The sequence below is a fragment of the Microbacterium sp. H83 genome (genome assembly GCF_001650405.1).
Classification (GTDB): Bacteria; Actinomycetota; Actinomycetes; order Actinomycetales; family Microbacteriaceae; genus Microbacterium.
The window spans coordinates 1-20070 of the sequence record NZ_LWCU01000002.1 but is presented as its reverse complement, the minus strand read 5'-3'; the positions used below and the strand labels follow the sequence as shown (position 1 = coordinate 20070).

Sequence of the window (20070 nt, the reverse complement as noted above, 5' to 3'; positions counted from 1 at the left end):
GTCGCGACCGCGGCCCGGACTCTCAGAGCACGCATTTCCGTTGGTCATCAGAATTCCCCTGCCCGCAGGCGCTCGAGCGTCGCCGGCCCGATCTCCGCCCGAGCTGCTGCCGTGGTGGCGTAGAACGTGACGAGCTCCGCGAGGAGGACCGGGTCGCTCGCGAGGTCGCGCGCCGCCCACGAGGCGGGTCGAGCGGCGGCCGCCGTCGCGCGGACCGTGACGCGATCGCCGGTCAGCGTGGCTCCGCCGATCTCCCCCCACGTCGCCCGCAGCCCGGTGCGCGGAATACGGAGGTCGACGCCCTCCGGCGTCAGAGTGAGCCGATGTGCCCCGGGCCGACGGAAGAGCGAGCGAACCCCCACGACCGTCAGCGTCACCCCCACGGCCGGGACGACGAGCAGGGTGAGCGTCGAGAGCCGATCAGCGGGCACCGTCGAGATCGCCCAGGCCCGCCCCGCGAGGATGAGCGCTCCGGCGACGGCCAGGAGGCGCATCGGGGCGATGATCGCATCCGCGCCGCGGAACACGACCGCACGCTCGCCGACCTCGACGCGCACGACGCGCGTGCGGGAGACGCGCAGGTGAGCGGTGAGCATCCACACGGTGAGTCCGACGGTCACGAAGACCGAGAACCCGAGGAGCTTCATCCCCGGGGCGGGGTCCCGCAGCAGGAGGAGTCCGTAGCCGACGAGTGCGAGCCCGAGCACCGCGCCGAGGACGCCAAGGCCTGTGGTGGAGCGCTGCTGCCCCGCCCACCCCGCATGCACGGGCACCCGGACAGCCGTTCCCGAGACCGGCAGGGTCATGATGCCGGCGGCAGAGGTCCGCACATCATGCGGATCCTCCGGTTCTCGTGAGCGAGCGGGTCGTGGCCGGACGCGCGACGTGCGCGATGAACGATGCAGGCCGGACCCTGGTGACGATCCGCTGCCACCACCGGCCGGTGCGGCCGAGATCGGCGCGCTCGGCGTCGACGATCGTCCAGGCGGCCGCGGCGTCGTCGGCGGTCGGCGGATGCTCGGCGAAGACCGCGCGGTCGACGAGCACGGCGAGCCGCTCGGCGGCGTCCCTGTCGGACGAGCGCGCACGCTGCAGGCGGGTGCCCTGCGACTCCATGGCGACCTCATGATCGGCGTAGACGTCGACGAGCTCCTCCCAGGCTCCGGCGAGCCGGACCTCGGGATCGGCCGCGGTGCGGCGCATGCGCGCGCGGCGGCGCTTCGCGAACACCAGCACGAGGAACGGCAGGGCGAGAAGCAGCAGGGCGGCGAGGCTCAGCCCGACCGCGCGGAGGATCGGCAGCAGGATCGCCAGCACCTCGGACTGCGCGTCGTCGAGCGGGGGCGCGTCGTTGTTCGAGTCGCTCTGCGCCTGCGGCGGGTCGAGCGCCTCCGAGCGTGGCTGCTCCGGGACGGTCGGATGCTCGGGCAGCTGCTCGCCCTCGGTGATGGAGCTCGGCAGCATCGCGAACTGCGGCGTCGTGTCGACCGGCATCCAGTCGCCGCCGGAGGATCGCACCTCGACCCATGCGCTCATGCTGCCGCCCGTGCAGACATCGGTGCAGGCCGGGATGCCGGGCACCTCCTCGGCACCGTCGAGGCGCGCTCCGATGACCACGCGGGACTCGAGGCCGAAGTGCTGCGCGAGCAGCGCCGCCGCCACCGAGAACTGCTCGTCGTCGCCCACGGCCGACACGAGCAGCTCGGGGGCGGCATCCGAACCCGCCCGACGCTCCTGCTCCACCATCTCGGAGAACAACTGCTCGATGCGCGACGCGGAGTGCCCCGCATAGCTCGGTGCGAACGCATACCCCTCGGACTCCTCGAGAGCGGCGATCCAGCCGGCCGCGGCCTGGTCCTCGAGCAGTGAATGGCTCAGATACCCCCGCGAGCGGAGCCGATCGATGATCTCGAGGTAGCCGGCTCCGGTGCGCGGCTGCTCCTGCATCTCGGCCCATTCCACGAGAGCCGGGTAGCGATCGGTGTCGAGGTCGGACTCCCCGCCCTGCAGAGAGGTGATGTCGTCGGTCGCCGCCGGCGCGTCGACGAGAACCTCGTAGCGGTCGCCGGGCACCAGTCCGTATCCGCCGCCCGGTGCGTCCGCGACGGTGATCGCCGTGTCGCCGTCGCCGTCGACATGGAAGCCGTCGGCCAGAGCATCCGCCCGGGATCCGGAGAAGTCCGGAGCCTCGGCGAGGCCTGCGGGCGCCGGCACCCAGATGCCGCGATACGCCTCGCCGATCGTGATGTCGAGGGTGATCCGCCCGCCCGCGGGGAGCGCCGTGCGCGGCAGCCGGCTGAAGCGGTCGTCGGGCGCGACGTGGAAGTCCTCGCCGTCGTACGAGTCGAGAGTGACGAGTCGGATGCGGTCGAGCGGCCCGGCATCTCCCTGCAGCCGCATCACGACCTCGTCGAGGCGACCGCCCGAGAACCACGACCGGTAGGCGCTGAGCGGGCTCGGCTGCTGCTGCACGACGATCATCGGCTCGACCTCGTCGCGCAGCACCGACCGGTCGCTCCACCCCGCGGCGGCGGGGGCGACGGCGAATCCGGCGACGAGCGCCGCCACCACGAGCACACCCGCGAGCAGGTGCCGACGCACCGACAGCCACACCGGGGTGGCCCGGCGGGAGATGTTCGCGGCCGCCACCACCCGCAGTGCGGCGGCGCGCTGGAGGCGAGCCCTCCCCACGAGCCACACCAGCGCGGACGCGAAGACCGCGACGCCGATCAGCCATTCCCGCGGAGCGGGGAGGGTCATCCCCAGCAGGGCGACGGAGCTGCTGACCCCGCTCAGGCCGAACGCGATCCCGAACACGCTCATCGCCGTGAGCACCGGGACCGCGAGCAGGGCGCGGCGACCCGACTCGAGGACGAGCAGGGTGGCGAGGAACGCCCCGAACAGCATGACCACGAGGAAGGGGATGAGGACGGCCTGGTACTCGCCGAGCGGCGGGTTCAGGGTGAGCATCTGCTTCCAGCCGAGGACCACGCCGAGCACCGCGTCGCGGAGACCGCCGAAGAACGCGGGCACCGAGGTCAGCGCCGACGGGATGGCCAGCGGCACCGCGACCACCACGTAGGCTCCTGCCGCGGCGAGCGCTGCGAACAGCATCCGCCAGCGCAGCACGCGCGCCAGGACCGCGATGCCCATGCCGAGCACTCCCCCGAGGAGTCCGACCGCCAGGGCCCGTGCTGTTTCGTAGACCGGCCAGACCGCGGCGGTCGCGAGCGCGATCCCGACGAGGACGTAGCCGAGGGACCACAGCGTGAGAGCGGAGACCGCCAGAGCGCGGCGCCGCGGCGATCCGCTGCGACGGGGACCCGCCGCGCTCACCGCAGGGCTCCTCTGGCCAGCATCTGCGGCAGGTCTCCGAGTGCGCCGAGGGTCATGACGGCCAGCTCGCGCGCCGAGCGCAGAGTGGGCTGCTCGCCCAGCTCGCTGCGCACGGCGACGGCCTCGACCGCGGCAGGGAGCTTCACGGCAGCGAGGCGCAGACGATCGAGCGGCATCCGCGATCCGGTGAGGAGGAAGCCGATCGACAGGTCGGGGTACGACTGGACGGTGAGGGCGGCGACGGCCTCGAGGCGCATCACGCGGTCGGCGGCCTCGACCAGGGAGGTCGCGTCGAGAAGGGCCTTCGGCGTGACGGTGGGCAGGGTGCGGATCGAGAGCACCTCGGCCCGGCTGTGCTCGGGGATCTCGTTGCTGACCGAGAAGAGCACGTCGCGCCCGTCGCGGACTCCCTGCAGCGCGAGGGAGGCGGCGGCGCTCACCGTGTTCTCGAACTCGTCGTCGCTCTCGTACGACTCGGCATCGAGGTCGAGGATGATGGCGATGCGCGCGTGGCGGGACTCCTCGTACTGCCGGACCATGAGGCGCCCGGTCTTCGCCGTCGACTTCCAGTGCACGTGGCGCTGCGAATCGCCGACGACGTACTCCCGCACCGCGTGGAACGACAGATCGGCGTCGACGAGAGTGGAGCTCGGCGTGCCCTCGAGGTCGCGGATGAGTCCCGCGCTCGTGCTCGGGAGGCGCACGGTGACGGGATGCACGTGGATGCGCTGCACGTCGGGCCAGCGCAGCTCGCGGCGCAGGATGCCGATGGGGTCGCCGCGCGTGATGGTCATGGGTCCCACGTCGATCACCCCGCGGCGGTGCGCGGCGATCGTGAGCTGCTCGCGGTGGTGGGCGCCAGGGCGCAGCAGCGGGACATGGGCCTCGACGAGCCCTTCACCCACAGGGACGTCGACGACGCCGGGGAGGGACAGGCGCGCGCCGTTGTTGCGCACATCGAGCGTCGCGCCGATCTCGGTGCCGGCGACCACGCGGTCGCGGTCGAGGGCCAGGTCGATGCGGTAGTCGTGGGCTCCGAGGATGAACGGGACGCAGACGATCAGCAGCACGAGCGCGATCGCCGCGACGGACCACGCCTCGACCCATCCGAACAGGGCTCCGGCGACGACACCGAGGACCAGGGCGACGGCGACCAGCATCCCGGCGGCCGTGACCGTCTCGCGCAGCCACCCGGTCGTGCGCCGCGCGACGCGACCGGTCGAGCGCGCCAGTCTGCGCACGCCGAACACCGCGCCGCGGACGGGGCCGCGGCGCGTGCGGTCGTAGCGCGTCACCGTCGACGTACGGGTGGAGGTGCTGGTCCTCGCCGTCGTACGCGTCAGGCGCGACTCGGTGCTGAAGCTCACGCAGTGCCGTTCTCGCGCGGGGGCTCGACATCGAGCAGGATCTGTCCCACGACCGCGACCGCGGTCACGCCGTCGAACTCGGCCTCCGGCTCGAGCACGAGACGGTGCGCCAGGGCGACGACCGCGAGCTCGCGCACGTCGTCGGGGGTGACGAAGGTGCGTCCGTTCTTCGCCGCCCAGGTCATCACGAGTCGGGAGAGGGCGAGGGCGCCGCGCACGCTCGCGCCGAGACGCACCTCGGACGCGCGACGCGTGGCGTCGACGATGCGCATGATGTAGTCGGAGACCAGGGGGTTCACGTACACGCCCCGCGACATCTCGGCCATCGTCAGGATCGTGTCGGTGCCCACGATGCCGTCCAGCACGTGCTTGGGCTGCGCGGCACCCTGCAGGATGCGCATGGTCGCCGCCTCGTCGGGGTAGCCGATCGAGGTCTTGATCATGAACCGGTCGAGCTGCGCCTCCGGCAGGCGGTAGGTGCCACCCTGCTCGATCGGGTTCTGCGTCGCCATCACGAGGAACGGCGAGCCGACCTCGCGGGTGACGCCGTCGACCGTGACGGTGCCCTCCTCCATCACCTCGAGGAGCGCGGACTGCGTCTTCGGGCTGGCGCGGTTGATCTCGTCGGCCAGGACGATGTTCGCGAAGACCGGACCCGCGTGGAACTCGAACGACCCGGCCTTCTGGTCGTAGACCGTGATGCCCGTGACGTCGCCGGGAAGGAGGTCGGGGGTGAACTGGATGCGGGTGCTCGTGCCGTTCACGGTCTGCGCGATCGCGCGGGCGAGCGCCGTCTTGCCGGTGCCGGGGTAGTCCTCGAGCAGGACGTGCCCGCCGCTCACGGCGGCGGCGAGGACCAGCTCGACGACGTGCCTCTTGCCGAGGATCGCCTGTTCGACGTTCCCGGTGAGGATGGAGAAGGTCTCGGCGAACCACGAGGCCTGTTCGGGCGCGATGGTCACTGGGGCGGCTGTGGGAGCGGGCATAAGGCAACCGTATTTCGTCAGTGCGCCTGCGCGGAGCAGGGGCGGGCGGAGTGGGCGGTCATGGTCGGTGCGCTCATCCGGCCGGATCAGCGGGGTCGGCGGGGTCGGTCGGCGCCGGCTGCGTGCAGAGCGGCGCTCGATGGGTGATCGGTGTGAGCGGTGAGAAGGCGCCGGTCCAGGTCACCGTGACGTCGACCACCGAGACGCCGTCGACCACGCTCGGGGTGAACCTCGGAGTGAAGGCGCCGCGAGCGCCGCTGGAGACGGTGAACACGTCGTTCTGGTTCCCGGGCACGCACGGACGGAACTCGACCACGACCGTCGTCGGTGCCGTGTTCGCCCGGATGTCGAGCGGGTTCGAGCAGTAGATGCCCAGGCTCTCGTGGCACGAGCGCGCGCTGACGCGCGACGGCGAGGAGTCCGGGCTCAGCGCGAACTCCCGGCTCCATGTCCCGTAGACGTTGTACTCGGGGACGAAGCGGTCCTCCGCCCGGATCGACGGCGCCTGCGCGAGTCCGTACGTGTACTTGTCGCCCTGCCGGTCAGGCCGCGTGTCGACCGTGTAGCTGGCGTCTCCTGCCGGCCCGTCCACGAAGGTGAAGGTGAAGACCTGCGTCGTGCTCGACTCGGCGACGCCGAAGCCGTTCGTGGCGCACGCCTTCACGTTGTACATCGTGTACTCGGCCAGGCCGCTGAGGGTCGCGGAGGGCGACTGCACCTCTGCGCCCGAGATCGCGAGGCGGCCGTTGCCGTCGGCACTGCACGAGGCGGTGCCGGAGCGCCACGCCAGGTACACGACCTCGAGCGGCTGCGCGCTGCCGTTCGCCTGGGCCCGCACGCCGGCGACGTTCACCGAGGTGTTGGACGCGGCGGTCGCCTGCGTGCCCGCCGGCTCGAAGTACGGCGCGCCCGCGGCGGTGACGGAGGTGCGGAAGGCGCCGCCCTCGTTGCTGCCCCCGCCCGTCGGCGGCTGGAACTGGCTGATGGGGACGAGGGTCAGGGTCTGCGCCCCGGGCGAGAGGACGACATCCGCCGTGGTCCGCGCCCCGGTGCGGTTGATGACCTCGCCCGTCTCCTCGATGCGGAACGCGCGCGCGTCGTCCGAGGCGTCGATGGTGAGCGCGACGACGCCGCGCCCGCGGTCGGTGGTCCCCGGACGGTACACGGGGGTCGCCGACGCGTTCGTCACGACCGGAGCGGCGTACGCCCACGTCGTGTGCGGAGAGGTCGCGACGGACGTCCCGACGGAGTTGACCGCCGCCGCCGAGAAGGAGTGCGGCTCGCCGTTGACCAGTCCGTTCACGGTGCAGCGGTAGAGGCCGCCGCCCGCGGGGCTGCACGAGGCGTTGGCGGGCGCTCCGTCCTGCAGGATCGTGAGGCCGCTGACCGACGGGTGAGCCCTGCCTGCCTCGCCGAGCGGCACCTCGAGCACCACGGACGACCGGGTGAACCCGACGGTCGTCACGCTCGACGGCGCCTGCGGGAAGCCCTGCAGGTCGAGGGTGAGGGTGCCGGTGCCGGTGCGCCCCTGCGCATCGGACACGATGAACGGGATGATGCACTGCCCGCCGGGCGCCTGCCCGCCGCCGGGCCAGCTCGCGGTGATGGCGGTGCTGCCCGACACCGAGATCGATGCCACGTCGCAGCGCGCCCCGCCGCCGAGCGACATCAGGCGGAGTCCGGAGCCCGGCTTCCCGGCGAACGGGTCGTACTCCCCCGCGACGTCGACGACGTCGATGGAGCAGTTCGGACTCGTGACGATGCACTGCCGGGTGAAGGTCGCACCGCGCGGCGCGTCCGGAGGAGCGGCGCCCACGACGAGACGGACGGATGCCGACGGCTGCCCGTACTGCGCGACCGTGATGCTGACGTTCTCGGTGTTGCCGGGACGGGCGTCCGCGCGGGCCTCGACCGTGAGGGTCGACCCCGAGCGCGTGACGAGGAACGCCGAGCCCGAGTACACCTCGCGGTACTCGAGGGATCCGACGTCGCCCTCGCGACCGCCTTCCCAGCTCGCCATGTTGGAGTACAGGTCGATGGTCTCGGTCGAGCCGGGGGCGATCGTGTGCGAGATCGACGACAGCAGCAGCTGCGGTTCGGCCGGGCGGATGCTGACGGGGACGTCGACGTACGACCAGCGCTCCTGCCCCTGCAGTCGCACGGGAACGAGGCAGGTGTCCGACCACGGCGCCTCGCGGCCGGCGCGATAGGAGGCGCTGCCGGAGCCCTCCGCCACACAGGAGGCGGCGGCCCGCTGCGCCGTGAACTGCCCGGAGCCCACCTCGACGGCATCCGACGCCGGCAGGTCGACGTACTCGCTGAGCGGGAACGTCGCGGACGCGTCCTCGTCGACGACCACCGGGGTCGCCCCCGGCTTCAGCTGCACCTGCATGTCGTCGAAGGCGGGGATGTGCAGGAACCCGTAGCCGACGACGTCGCGTCCGCCTGCGGCGGTGCCTGCGAGCTGGAACGGGACGAGCGCCCCCTCCTCGGGAGCCGTGCCGACGATGCGGTCGCCCTGCACCGAGAACCCGGGCTGATCGCCCCAGAGGCTGAGCCGCAGCGACCCCGCGTCGCCGGACGGCCAGCTGACGCGGTCGGTGACCACGTCGATGCCGCTCTCGGCGAGCTCCCCGCGGTCGCGGGCGGTGAGCACCGTGTCGGCGACGGTGGGCTGATCGGTGACGGCGCCGTCGGTGACGGTCACGACGATGAGACCCTGCGACGTGCTGCCCGTGCGGGAGGACTTCACGGTGTAGAAGTACGAGTTCGTGCCCGCGGTGTCGCCGGCCCGCAGGACGACGCGGCCGTCCTCGAGCGAGGTGTCGGAGTCGATCAGGGCGTTGAGACGCTCGTAGAGGGGGTTGCCCTTGACCGGCGGCGCGTTGGGCACGAGCTCGGTGATCTCGAGTTCGCTCTGCGCCGGATCGAGGTCGTTCGAGCGCGGATCGAGCACGACGGGGGTGTCCGAACCGGCCTCGACGCGCACGTAGTCGCTGAAGGTCACCGGTGCGGCGTCCTCGACGTCGGCGTCGAGGACGCCGATGCGGACGATGCCGGATCCGACCTCGCCCTGCGGATCGCGCACCGTGTACGTGAAGCTCGCCTGGCCGCCGGAGACCCCTCCCGCGGGCGCGCGGTAGACGATGGCGTCGCCGCTGGCCGAGATCGTGGCCGATCCCGACCCCTTGTCGGGCTGGTCGATGCCGGCCAGGACCACCCGGTCGCCGTCGCTGTCCATGCCGGTGGCCGGCACCGGCAGCGAGACGGTCTGACCGCTCAGCACCCGACCGGTCAGCGTCGTCGGCGTGGGTGCGCGGTTCGTGCCCGGAGGGATCACCGTCACGGTGACCGAGCCGTTGTCGGACAGTGCGGGGTTGCGCTCGAGCGAGACCGAATAGGTCAGACGATAGGTGCCGGGGGTCGACGGCGCGAGGTAGCGCAGCGCGTTGCCGTCGGCGAAGACGAGCTCCCCCGCCTCGCCCGAGCCGGTGACCTCGGGCAGCACGACGAGGGGCTCGCCGCGCGGTGCCACGTCGTTCGCCGCGACGCTGATGCGGGTGAGCGACCCGGCGCGCACGGTGATCGCATCGGGGAAGACGATCGGGCGGGTGACGGTCGACGGCGGTGTGAGGAAGACGGTGACGGTGCCCTGCACGGCCGCGCCGGCACCGTCGGCGACGGTCACGGTGGCCTTGCCGATGACGCCGGGATCGCCGGATTCGGTGGTGCCGTTGACGCGGATGCTCTCGTTGCCGACGACGCGCACATTCAGCTGCGGAGTCGAGCTCACCGCGTCGGAGAGCATGAGGACGCGGCCGCTCGTGTTCTGCACGGCGCGCAGCACGTCGACGGTCGTGTCCTCGCCCTCGCGGACGAAGGCGGTCAGCGGCGCCATGGCGATGGCGGCCGAGCCGTCGACGGCGGTGATGCGGATCACGGCCGACTGCTCGGCCTGGGTCGACGCGTCCTGAGCGGTGTAGGTGACGACGTACTGGCCCGGCTCGGAGACCGTCACCTCGACCGTGCCGGACGCGGCGTTCGGGACGACCTCGAGGCCCTGGGCCGTCGCCGCCGTCTGCACGGCGTCGACGAGTCGGTACGACCCTGAGCCCCCGGAGAGGTGGTCGGAGATGCGGATCGACTGCAGCTCGCCGACTCGGGCGGTCACGGCGACCGGCGAGGCGAGGAGCGCGGGGCTGCCGGTCACCTGCACATCGAGCGTCTTCTCGGCCGTCGCGCCGTGCACGTCCTCGACGACGACGGTGACCGAGATCGCTGCATCCGCCGCGTTGGGGTCGGTGTGCCGGATCGCGACGCGACCGTCGGCCATCGGGACGACCATCACGGGCGCAGCCGAGTCGGTCTCGTAGGCATCGCTGAGGACGAACGGATCGCCCTCGGGGTCGACCCAGCCCGACAGCGCCGACACGATGGTGCTGCCGCCGGGGAGCAGCTGCGGCGTGGGCCAGTCCTGCTGGCACGCGTCGACGCCGCACCACACGGGGGCGGAGTTCGTGCCGGGGTCGACGACGGTGAGCGTGACGCTCGCCGGCGACGACGTCGCGGAGCCGTCGGTGGCGGCGTAGGTGAACGTGGTCTGTCCGGAGGTGGCGCGGACGTTCACGACGAGCGACTGCCCGTTCGCGACGAGGGAGACGTCTCCGAACGCGGGGTCGGCGAGTCCCGAGATCGACGACGGGTCGATCGTGAGGACGTCCTTCTTGTTCGGATCGTGGTCGTTGAGCAGCACGGGAAGGATCACCTGCTCGCCGGCGCGCACTCCGAAGGCGTCGTTGACGGCGACGGGCGGAAGCTGCTCCGCCACGTCCTCGACGATGATGGTGCCCTCCTCCTGCTCGGTCTCGTCTTCGATGGCCCACTGCTCGAGCGGGATGAGCACGCCCTGCGGCGCCGTCCAGATGAGTCCGGTGCCGACCTCGCTGAGCACGGCGCGATCGCCGTTGCTCTGGAAGACCGGTTCGATGGTGGCCGAGTCGAGGGCCTCATCCGGCACGGTCAGCGGGAGGGTCTCGCCGTCGGCCCACAGCGTGCCCGACCCGGTGTCGAGCCATGCGGCGTAGGTGTCGCCGTCGACGACGACGGGAGCGGCCGGGACTCCGGTCGCCTCGGCGACGCGTTCGGAGTCGGCGGTGGCGAGGTCGACGGAGAGCAGTCCGTCGGAGTCGGCGATCACGAGCTCGTCCCCCGTGGAGGCGCCGGACTGCAGCTTCGCGTCTTCGACGACGTCGAGCTCGACCGGCTGATCCCGATCGGGCAGCCAGAGCTCGCCGGACCCCGCCTGGAGCATCGCCCACCGGTCGCCGATCACGGTCAGCGCGAGTCCGTCGCCGCCGTCGGGAGCGTCGGGGACCGGGGTTCCCTCACCGAGGAAACGGTGCTCGTCGATGTCGAATCGCCGGACCGCGCCCTCTTCGGCGGAGTACAGGGCGAGCAGGCCGTCGGGAGACAGTCCGATCGCATCCGCGGTGTAGGTCGGCGGGTCTTCGCCCTCCTCCACCTCGACCGCGGCGAAGGGATCGACGAGAGCCGTGCCGGCGCCCGACTCGAGAGTCGTCACGGAGACCTGGCCGGTGTCGGTGCGGTACGCGACATAGGGGCCGGCGGACACGATCTCGCGCGTGCCAGCGGGAGTGGGCTCGGACGCGATCGGCGCCCCCGCCTCGGGCGAGTCGGTGAGGAGGTCGGCGGGGCTGGCGGGATCGAGGTCCCAGCGCTGGCGGTTGCCCTGTGCGTAGAGCACGGCCGAGGAGCCGCTCTGCCAGACGGCCTCGGGGTCGTCGACCGTGCGCACGGTGTCGATCTCGGCGAGCTCGGTGTTCACCCGCGCGTACTGTCCGCTGTCGCGCATGACCCACACGGCCGACTCCAGGCGCGGGACCTCCTGCGACTCGTAGCCCTGCGCCGTGATGGCGAGCGTGACGACGGTGGCGAGTGCGGCGATCCCGGCGACGGCGGCGATGACGCGGCCGCGCGGACGGGGTGCGGCATCGGCCCTCCGCCGGTCTCCGATCGCCATCACAGCAGTCCGGCCGTGCGCGAGGCAGCGGCATCCGTCGTCGAGGTCATCACAGCACTCCGGTCATGAAGAGCGCGGCCACGCCGACGCCGGCGAGGACGGCGGCGCCGATGACGGCGCCGATGATGCCGGCGACCAGCGGGGAACGCGATGTCGCGCGGCTCGGCATCGGGAGGTCATCGCGTTCACGGGGAGACGCCTGCTGCCTCGCGGCGCGCACCGCGCGGCGGGAGTCGGGGGCGACGGTGGTGATCACGGGTCCGCGGGGCGCGGAGTCCGAGAAGCTCACGGGCGCGGCGGCCGCCCATTCGGCGGATGCCGCCTCGAACGCCGTGGGATGGATGCCGAGCTCGTACTGCGCCCAGCGGAGACGCTCGGCGAAGTCGGCCATGCTGGCGAAGCGCTTGGCCGGGTCGCGCTGCATCGCGGTCGCGAAGATGTCGTCGATGATCGGCGGGATGCCGGGTGTCGGCACCGCGGTGTACCGGGCCTTGACGATGCGGTCGGTGAGCTGGTCGCGCGAGTTCGATCCGCGATCCGCCCGTTCGAAGGGGCTGCGGCCGGCGAGGAGGGTGTACAGCGTCGCGCCGAGGCTCCAGATCTCGCTGGGGACGGAGCCGGACACCTTCTCCTGCAGCACCTCCGGCGAGCTCCAGGGCACGGACATCGCGATCGTCTCGCCGTCGCCCTCGTCGATCACCGCGGCGGCGATGCCGAAGTCGGCGAGCACGGGGGCGCCGAGGGAGTTGATGAGGACGTTCGACGGCTTGATGTCGCGGTGCAGGAGCCCGGCGCGGTGCACGGTCTCGAGCGCGCCCGCGATGCGGACCCCGGTGTCGAGGACCTCGGCGAGCGGGAGCGGGCCCTTCTTGTAGCGGGCGCTCATCGTGTCGGGGCAATACTCCATCGCGAAGTACGGGCGGCCGTCGGCGGAGATGGAGGCCTGGTAGATGGTGACGATCGAGGGGTGGGCGCTGAGCCGCGCGGAGATGTCGGCTTCGACGTTGAACGTGCGCAGGACCTCGGGGTTGACGGCGTCGGCGAGGAGGACCTTGACGGCGGCGACACGGCGGGGCATGTCCTGCTCGTAGAGGAAGACATCGGCGAATCCACCGGACCCGAGGGGGCGCACGTAGCTGTAGCCCGCCAGGGTGGGCGGAGTCGATGCCATGCGCGTCGCCACTCATGCTCCTCACGGTCGATTCCGGAGAGACCGCACGAGCGCGAGTCCTCGCGCTCGTGCGCAGGACGATCCCCCCGATCACAGAGTATATCGGCGGCGTGTGCCGGCACGAGACCGGAGGGTCAGGCCTTCCAGCATCCGGCGATGTGGTCGTCGACCATGCCGGCGGACTGCATGAGCGCGTACATGGTCGTCGGGCCGACGAAGCGGAAGCCGCGGCGACGCAGCTCCTTGCTGAGAGCGGTCGACTCCGGCGTCGCGGCGGGGACGTCGGCGAACGACGCGGGCCGCGCCTCGGACGCCGGCGGAGCGAACGACCACATGAGCTCGTCGAGCGCGCCGTCGGCCATGTCCTCCACGAGACGGGCGTTGCCGATCGTGGCTTCGATCTTCGCGCGATTGCGGATGATGCCGACGTCGGTCATCAGGCGCGCGACGTCGCTCTCGTCGAAGCGCGCCACGGCCTCGGGCTCGAACCCTGCGAAGACCTCGCGGAATCGGGGGCGCTTGCGGAGGATCGTGATCCAGGAGAGTCCGGCCTGAAAGCCCTCCAGCGCCATCTTCTCGAACAGCGCCCGATCGCCGTGCAGGGGGGTGCCCCATTCCTCGTCGTGATACCGGCGATATTCGTCGTCGTCGCCGACCCACGCGCAGCGCGCTCGTCCGTCGGGGCCGGTGAGAAGAGAGGTCATGGGATCACGCTACCGGCGAGGTCGGACGCTCAGTCGGCGAACGTCGACCCGTCGATGACGAACCGATACCTCACGTCGGAGGCGAGCACCCGCTCGTACGCCTCGTTGATCTGCGACGCGGGGATGACCTCGATCTCGGCGGTGATGCCGTGCTCCGCGCAGAAGTCGAGCATCTCCTGCGTCTCCGCGATCCCCCCGATGTTCGAGCCGGCCAGCGAACGCCGTCCGCCGATCAGCGACGAGACGTTCACAGGGAGCGGCTCGGCCGGCGCCCCGACGCACACCATCGACCCGCCGACATCGAGAAGGCTCAGGTACGAGCGCAGGTCGACGGGCGCGCTCACCGTGTTGAGGATGACGTCGAACGAGCTGCGGAGGCTGCGGAAGGTCTCCCGGTCGCTCGTGGCGTAGTAGTGGTCCGCGCCGAGGCGCAGCCCGTCGTCCTTCTTGCTCAGCGTCTGCGACAGCACGGTCACCTCGGCCCCGAGCGCATGCGCGATCTGGACGCCCATGTGCCCGAGGCCGCCGAGCCCGACGACCGCGACGCGCGATCCCGGGCCCACCGTCCAGTGGCGCAGCGGCGAGTACGTCGTGATGCCCGCGCAGAGAAGAGGAGCGGCGGCGTCGAGCGGCAGCGCATCGGGGATGCGGACGACGAATGCCTCCGTCACCACGACCTGCTCGGAGTAGCCGCCCTGCGTCACGGTGCCGTCGCGGTCGGGGCTGCCGTACGTGAAGACCGCGCCGTTCGAGCAGAACTGCTCGTCGCCGCGGAGGCAGTTCCGGCATTCGCCGCAGGAGTTCACCAGACACCCGACGCCCACGCGGTCGCCGACCGCATGCCTCGTGACCTCGGACCCCACCTCGGCCACCGTTCCGGCGATCTCGTGCCCCGGCGCGAGCGGATAGCTCTGCGGCCCCCAGTCGCCGCGGACGGTGTGGATGTCGGAGTGGCAGATCCCCGCGAACGCGATGTCGATCAGGACGTCGTGCGGGCCCAGTTCGCGCCGCTCGATGACGGTCTTCTCGAGAGGCGCAGCCTCGCTCGGTGCGGCATAGGCGTGGACACGGGGCATGGCGGACTCCTCGGCTCGAAGGGACGCACCGGCCCGCCGGTCCGCGGAATGCGACGCGCGGCGGGTTCGATACGGCGATGTCACCCTACGCGCCGAGGGGCGGGGGCACCGAATCGCCGCTCAGCGCTTCGATTTCTTCAGCGTCTTCTCCAGAACCGGAGCGGTGCCGGATGCCGCGAGATCCGCGTAGTACGCACGCGCCTCGTCCTGCCGCTGCTTCTCCGCGCCCGAGGCGATCGGCGCCCGCACGTGCTCGGGCTCGTAGCCGAAGGCGTCGACGAGGTCGAGAGCGTAGGGACGCAGGCGTGCGCACAGGCGGTCGATGTAGCTCGACACCGCTGCCGCGCGCTGCATCGAGAGCCGACCGTGCATCAGGTGCCAGGCGAGGTGCTTCTCGATCAGCTGCAGTCCGAAGAGGTCGCGCAGCCAGGTCAGCACCTTCTTGGTGTCGGCGTCGTCGACCCGGTGCACGGCGTCGGTGAAGGCCTCCCACTGCAGCAGCTCGCCGTGAGCGCGGGCCGCCTCGATGAGCTCGGCCTGGTTCTCGTTGAAGAGGCGGGCTCCGAGCGCCTTGTCCTTGCCTGCCGCGCGCAGGCGGCCCGCGACGTCCGCGACCATCTGCTGCACGCGCTCGGCGAGGAGCAGATGCTGCTGCTCCTCGCGCAGACCGTTCTCGACCGACCTCGACACCTGGCCGAAGTCGAGCACCGACTGCCCGAACTGACGCAGGCCCGCGCCGTGGAACAGCTTGCCCGCGGTCTGGCCGACGGCGAACTTCGCCAGCGCGGCCGCATCCTTGCCCGTGAACTGCCGGGCGTAGTCGGTGAGCAGACGCTTGCCGACCAGCTGGAGGAGCACGTTGTTGTCGCCCTCGAACGTGACGTAGATGTCGAGGTCGGCGCGCAGGCCGACGAGTCGGTTCTCGAACATGAAGCCCGCTCCGCCGCAGGCCTCGCGTGCCTCCTGCAGCGTGTCGAGGGCGTGCCACGTCGACAGCGGCTTGAGCGCCGCGGCGAGGGTCTCGAGATCCTCGCGGTCGTCGGGGGTGTCGATGCGTCCCGAGAACACGCCGTCGAACTTCTGCAGGAACTCGTCGTGCGCGAAGATCATCGCGTACGTCGTGGCGAGGCGAGGCAGCAGGCGGCGCTGATGCTTGCCGTAGTCCATCAGCACGACCTCCTGCCCGTCGGCGCCGTCGAACTGACGTCGCTGCGTGGCGTAGGTGATCGCGATCTTCAGGCCGAGGGCCGATGCCCACGACGCGGCACCGTCGAGCGACACCCGGCCCTGCACGAGAGTTCCGAGCATCGTGAAGAAGCGGCGTCCGGGGCTGTCGATCGCACTCGAGTAGGTGCCGTCCGCGGCGACGTCGCCGTACCGGTTGAGCAGGTTGGTGCGCGGGATGCGGACCTGATCGAACGACAGGCGGCCGTTGTCGATGCCGTTGAGTCCGCCCTTGAGCCCGTCGTCCTCGCGGCCGATGCCCGGGAGGTCCACGCCGTCCTCGCCGCGGAGCGGCACGTAGAAGCAGTGCACGCCGTGGTTGACGCCGTTCGTGATCAACTGGGCGAACACCGTCGCGGCGACGCCGTGCAGCGCCGCGTTGCCGAGGTACTCCTTCACCGCTCCCCGGAAGGGCGTGTGGATCACGAACTCCTCGGTCTCGGCGTCGTACGTCGCGGTCGTCCCCACCGCGGCCACGTCGGAGCCGTGCCCGATCTCGGTCATCGCGAAGGCGCCGGGGATCGAGAGGTCCATCACTCCGGGCAGCCACTTCTCGTGGTGCTCCGTGGTGCCGAGCTGCAGGATCGCGGACCCGAAGAGCCCCCACTGCACGCCCGACTTGATCTGCAGGCTGGGGTCGGCGACGACGAGCTCCTCGAAGCCGGCGATGTTGCCGCCGTTGTCCTCCGCCCCGCCGAGCGACTTCGGGAACGCGCGGTGCACGGCTTTGTTCTCGACGAGCAGGTGCAGCTGGCTCAGCACGCGCTCGCGATGCTCGTCCTTGCCCAGCTCGTCCTTGCGCCAGAACGCCGAGTCCTTGATCATCTCGCGCGCCTCGCGGCGGGTCTCAGCCCACGTGCCCATCAGCAGTTCGTTGATGCGCGACACATCCACCTGCGGTGCGGACTCGGCGGCATCGGAGCGAGTCGTCTTCGGACGGACGGCGGCGTCGACCATGAGCGTTCCTCTCAAAAGAAGTAGGGATGATCTCATGGTAGGTGTGCCACAACCATGCGGGAACTCGACTGTGCACACCCTCCAACCGCATCCGATCTCGTCGCCGGGCGTCGTTGTCGTCAGGCCACAGTCCGCCGTCGCGCGCTCACGCGGACGCGTGCGCTCCCGCCGGCTCCGCCGTCTTCGTCGCCTCCCATCGCCGCTTCGTCCCCGCGCTCAGCCGCGACCACGTCCGGTCGCGGATGAAGATGGAGTCGATCGCGATCATCGTGAGCGAGAACCACGGCAGACCCATCAGCACCGCGATGCCGATGTGGAACGACAGGATGCCGAGCAGGCCGATGAGCCTCGTCGGCCGCGTCAGCAGCATCAGCGGGAAGGCCACCTGGAGGATGATCGACCCCCAGCTCGCCACCGTCACCATCGGGCCCCAAGCCGTGACGAGGTCGCTGAGCACGAGCCAGGTGCCGAAGCGGGCCGTCTGGAGGGGGTTGTAGACCGCGTACCCCTCCTCCCACGGCGACCCGCCGGCCTTGAACAGCGCACCGGACGCGTAGACGAAGCAGACCTGCGCGGTCAGCGCCACCAGCGCGAGGTTGTGGAAGACGGTGCCGAGCAGCGCGGGCTGACTGCCCGGCGCGAACCAGTCGCCTCTCGCGGCCCGGCGCTTCGCGTCGAGGGACCAACGCGCGGCGGGATCGGCGAAGAAGAGGAGCAGCAGGGCGATGCGGAACATGTTGTCGCCCTGATCGCCCACCATGTCGTTGGCCTCGACGAAGCCCACCCACAGGCAGAAGAAGATCGGCAGGACGATGCGGAATCGCCATCCGAGCACGAACAGCACCGCGAGGACGGCGAGGAGAAGGTAGAGCGCGGTGTAGGCGACGTCGTTGCCCATCGCGGCGTGGAACGCGCTGAACACCCAGATCGCGGGGAAGTCGCTCACCGGTTCGGCGAGCTCGCCGTTCCACGCCGAGCCGGACCCGAAGGTGTAGAGACGCGTGCCGAAGTTCGCCGCCAGCAGCCCGAGGGCCGTGACGCCGAAGAGGATGCGGGTGACCGCGAGCCCGTACAGCGCCTTCTTGCCGGCGAACAGCCAGTCGCCGACGAAGGCCGAGATGCGGTCGATCGCCGACACCACCATCGCCCAGAATCCGGCGATCATGGAGGCCGCGAAGGTCAGGACGCGGGCGGGAAGAGATGCCCGCGGAGCGCTCGGCGGCGCCGACGGTGCGGACGACGGCGGCGCCGACGGTGCGGACGACGGCGCGGACGCCGGCTCGGCGACCGGTTCGGCGACCGGTTCGGCGGTGCGCGGGGGCGCAGCCGCCTTCGTCTTCTCCACCTTCGGACGCGGTGCTCCGGTGCGGACGGGGGCGCTCACTTCTGCGTCCTCTCGAACTGGCTGCGGAACGTGTTCGCGAAGTTCTCGCGACTCTGGCCTTCCTCTTCTATAGGGAGCCGCCAGCCGGTGGTCGAGAACGTCGGGTCGGGACGCTGAGCGCTCGGATCGTTGCGGTCCTCGTAGGGCACGACGTTCTGACGACTCACGCGGTACTGCACCTCGACGACGGCATCCGCGCCCCAGATCGCGTAGGCGACCTGCGTCGCGTACGCCGTGGACAGGTGCTCCTCGGCCATGTAGGCCTCGGTCGACGGATGCTCGCCCTCGAGCTCATCGAACGAGCGGACCATCCACTCCTCCCAGTCGTCCTCGTCGAAGTCGAGCGCGACGACCGCCTTCTGCTCGTCGCTCAGTTTGTTGAAGGCGTTCATCTGCCCGCTGGCCACCTCGCTCGACTGGATGCCGGCACGCGGCGGGAACAGGTTGTACCTGATCATCGAGAGCTCGACGTCGGTCGCGCTGACCCAGCCCGTCTCGACCTGCTCGCCGTCCTTCTCGATCACGGCGCGCACGTTGAAGTGGTAGTCGCCGTTGATGGGCTCGGGGGCGAACACGCTCCACGACTGTCCGAACATCGGCAGCATGTATCCGGCGAGCACCTCCTGCGTCGGGATCTCGCGCAGCGCCGAGTACGGGGCGATCCACAGGAAGGACGCGCCGATGTGCCACAGCGTCAGCAGGCACGCGGCGAAGGCGATGAGCTTCACCCACCACGTCGGTCGGGGTCTGGCCGGAGCCTGGGCATCGGACGCCGTGACGTCCTCCGCACCCTCGGTCGTGCTGGTCACCGGGATCTCTCCTCACCTCTCGCCGCGGAAGGTCGGGGCCGCCGCATCGGCGGCCCCGACCTCCTCACGTGTCACTCCGTGCTCACTCCGGACTCACTCCGTGTCGACCGTCGCGCGACGGGGCCGTGCGACCCGCATCGCCCCGAGGCCGAGCATCAGGAGCAGTGCGGCCAGCGCGATCCATCCGCCCTGGACCTGACCACCCGTGGTGGCGAGTCCCGAGGCGACGACCTGGAACGTCGTGGCCACGCTGCCGGAGGACGCTCCGGTGAGCGTCACCGTGTGCGTGCCGAGGTCGGCGTCCGACGGGATAGTCCAGACGAAGGTCACCGTGCCCTGCGCGTTCGCGACCTGGGTCCCGAGCGCGAGCGGCTCCGACGTCATGACGCCGGTCACGACCTCTCCGGGCTGGAAGCCGGTGCCGACAGCGGTCTGCTGCTGGTTCCGCTCCAGGCTCGGGATCCGCACGGTGATCGCGATCGATCCGGCCGGGTCGGCACCGGCGTCCGCCGAGGCGGTCGCAGAGGCCGACGCCTCGGAGGTCGCCGTGGCGGTCGCCGTCGCGTCCGTCTCGGCGGTCGCGGTGGCGGATGCCTCCGCCTCCGGGTCCGCCGTCGCGTCCGCCGATGCCGATGCCGAGGCCGTCGCCGAGGACGACGCGGTCGCCGCCGCGGCCGCCGACGCGTCCGCATCCACCGACGCCGCCGCATCCGGATCCGCCGCCGCCGAGGCGTCCGCCGCACTCGTCGACGTCGCATCGTTCTGCGCCGCCGCCTGCGCGGCCGCAGCCGCAGAGGCGTTCGCATCGGTCGTCGCCGTCGCCGAGGCATCCGTCGACGCGTCGTCGGTCGCCGCAGCCGAGGCCGCCGCATCCGCCGTCACATCGGCCGCCGCCGACGCCGCGCTCGTCGCATCCGCCAGAGCCGCAGCCACCGCCGCAGCCTCGACCGCGGCATTGCTGTCGCTGTCCGCCTGCGCCGACGCCGTCGCCGACGCCGACGCGTTCGTGTTCAGCT

Annotated in this window: 13 protein-coding genes; 1 reads left to right on the top strand and 12 read right to left on the bottom strand. The window is 71.3% G+C overall.

The window, feature by feature from the left end:
* Positions 1-47: 47 nt before the first annotated feature.
* The 12 genes from A4X16_RS01530 to A4X16_RS01475 form a co-directional block, all read right to left on the bottom strand.
* The gene (locus tag A4X16_RS01530; protein WP_067115382.1) at positions 48-830 is read right to left on the bottom strand and encodes a hypothetical protein; all 783 of its coding nucleotides are present in this window, start codon (positions 828-830) and stop codon (positions 48-50) included.
* A 1-nt stretch (position 831) separates the two neighbouring features.
* Entirely contained in the window at positions 832-3336 is a 2505-nt protein-coding gene (locus A4X16_RS01525) for a transglutaminase domain-containing protein (RefSeq protein ID WP_067115379.1), read from the bottom strand.
* A complete protein-coding gene (locus tag A4X16_RS01520; protein WP_067115376.1) occupies positions 3333-4703 on the bottom strand; it encodes a DUF58 domain-containing protein in 1371 nt (456 codons plus the stop codon). Before A4X16_RS01520 ends, A4X16_RS01525 begins: the two co-directional genes overlap by 4 nt.
* Positions 4700-5665, bottom strand: coding sequence for an AAA family ATPase (locus A4X16_RS01515; RefSeq protein WP_067115373.1), 966 nt, complete (start codon positions 5663-5665; stop codon positions 4700-4702). Before A4X16_RS01515 ends, A4X16_RS01520 begins: the two co-directional genes overlap by 4 nt.
* A 97-nt stretch (positions 5666-5762) precedes the next feature.
* Positions 5763-11729, bottom strand: coding sequence for an Ig-like domain-containing protein (locus A4X16_RS01510; protein ID WP_067115371.1), 5967 nt, complete (start codon positions 11727-11729; stop codon positions 5763-5765).
* Positions 11730-11778: 49 nt separating this feature from the next.
* Complete coding sequence (locus tag A4X16_RS01505; RefSeq protein WP_231880226.1) at positions 11779-12912, bottom strand: serine/threonine-protein kinase; 1134 nt, start codon at positions 12910-12912, stop codon at positions 11779-11781.
* A gap of 122 nt (positions 12913-13034) precedes the next feature.
* Positions 13035-13604 carry a DNA-3-methyladenine glycosylase I gene (locus A4X16_RS01500; RefSeq protein WP_067115369.1) on the bottom strand — a complete coding sequence of 190 codons (570 nt, stop codon included), beginning with the start codon at positions 13602-13604 and terminating at the stop codon, positions 13035-13037.
* Between the two features lie 29 nt (positions 13605-13633).
* Positions 13634-14680 (bottom strand): NAD(P)-dependent alcohol dehydrogenase, encoded by a 1047-nt coding sequence (locus A4X16_RS01495; RefSeq protein ID WP_067115367.1) that lies wholly within the window; start codon positions 14678-14680, stop codon positions 13634-13636.
* A 120-nt stretch (positions 14681-14800) separates the two neighbouring features.
* Positions 14801-16861 (bottom strand): acyl-CoA dehydrogenase family protein, encoded by a 2061-nt coding sequence (locus A4X16_RS01490; protein WP_067115365.1) that lies wholly within the window; start codon positions 16859-16861, stop codon positions 14801-14803.
* A 145-nt stretch (positions 16862-17006) separates the two neighbouring features.
* Complete coding sequence (locus A4X16_RS01485) at positions 17007-18245, bottom strand: HTTM domain-containing protein (protein WP_067115363.1); 1239 nt, start codon at positions 18243-18245, stop codon at positions 17007-17009.
* Positions 18242-19054 (bottom strand): DUF5819 family protein, encoded by an 813-nt coding sequence (locus tag A4X16_RS01480; RefSeq protein ID WP_067115360.1) that lies wholly within the window; start codon positions 19052-19054, stop codon positions 18242-18244. Before A4X16_RS01480 ends, A4X16_RS01485 begins: the two co-directional genes overlap by 4 nt.
* A 93-nt stretch (positions 19055-19147) precedes the next feature.
* Positions 19148-19522 (bottom strand): hypothetical protein, encoded by a 375-nt coding sequence (locus tag A4X16_RS01475; RefSeq protein WP_067115355.1) that lies wholly within the window; start codon positions 19520-19522, stop codon positions 19148-19150.
* Between the two features lies 1 nt (position 19523).
* Here A4X16_RS01475 and A4X16_RS01470 point away from each other — a divergent pair.
* Positions 19524-20070: hypothetical protein (locus A4X16_RS01470; protein ID WP_197491743.1), on the top strand; the 547-nt coding region annotated here is incomplete at its 3' end.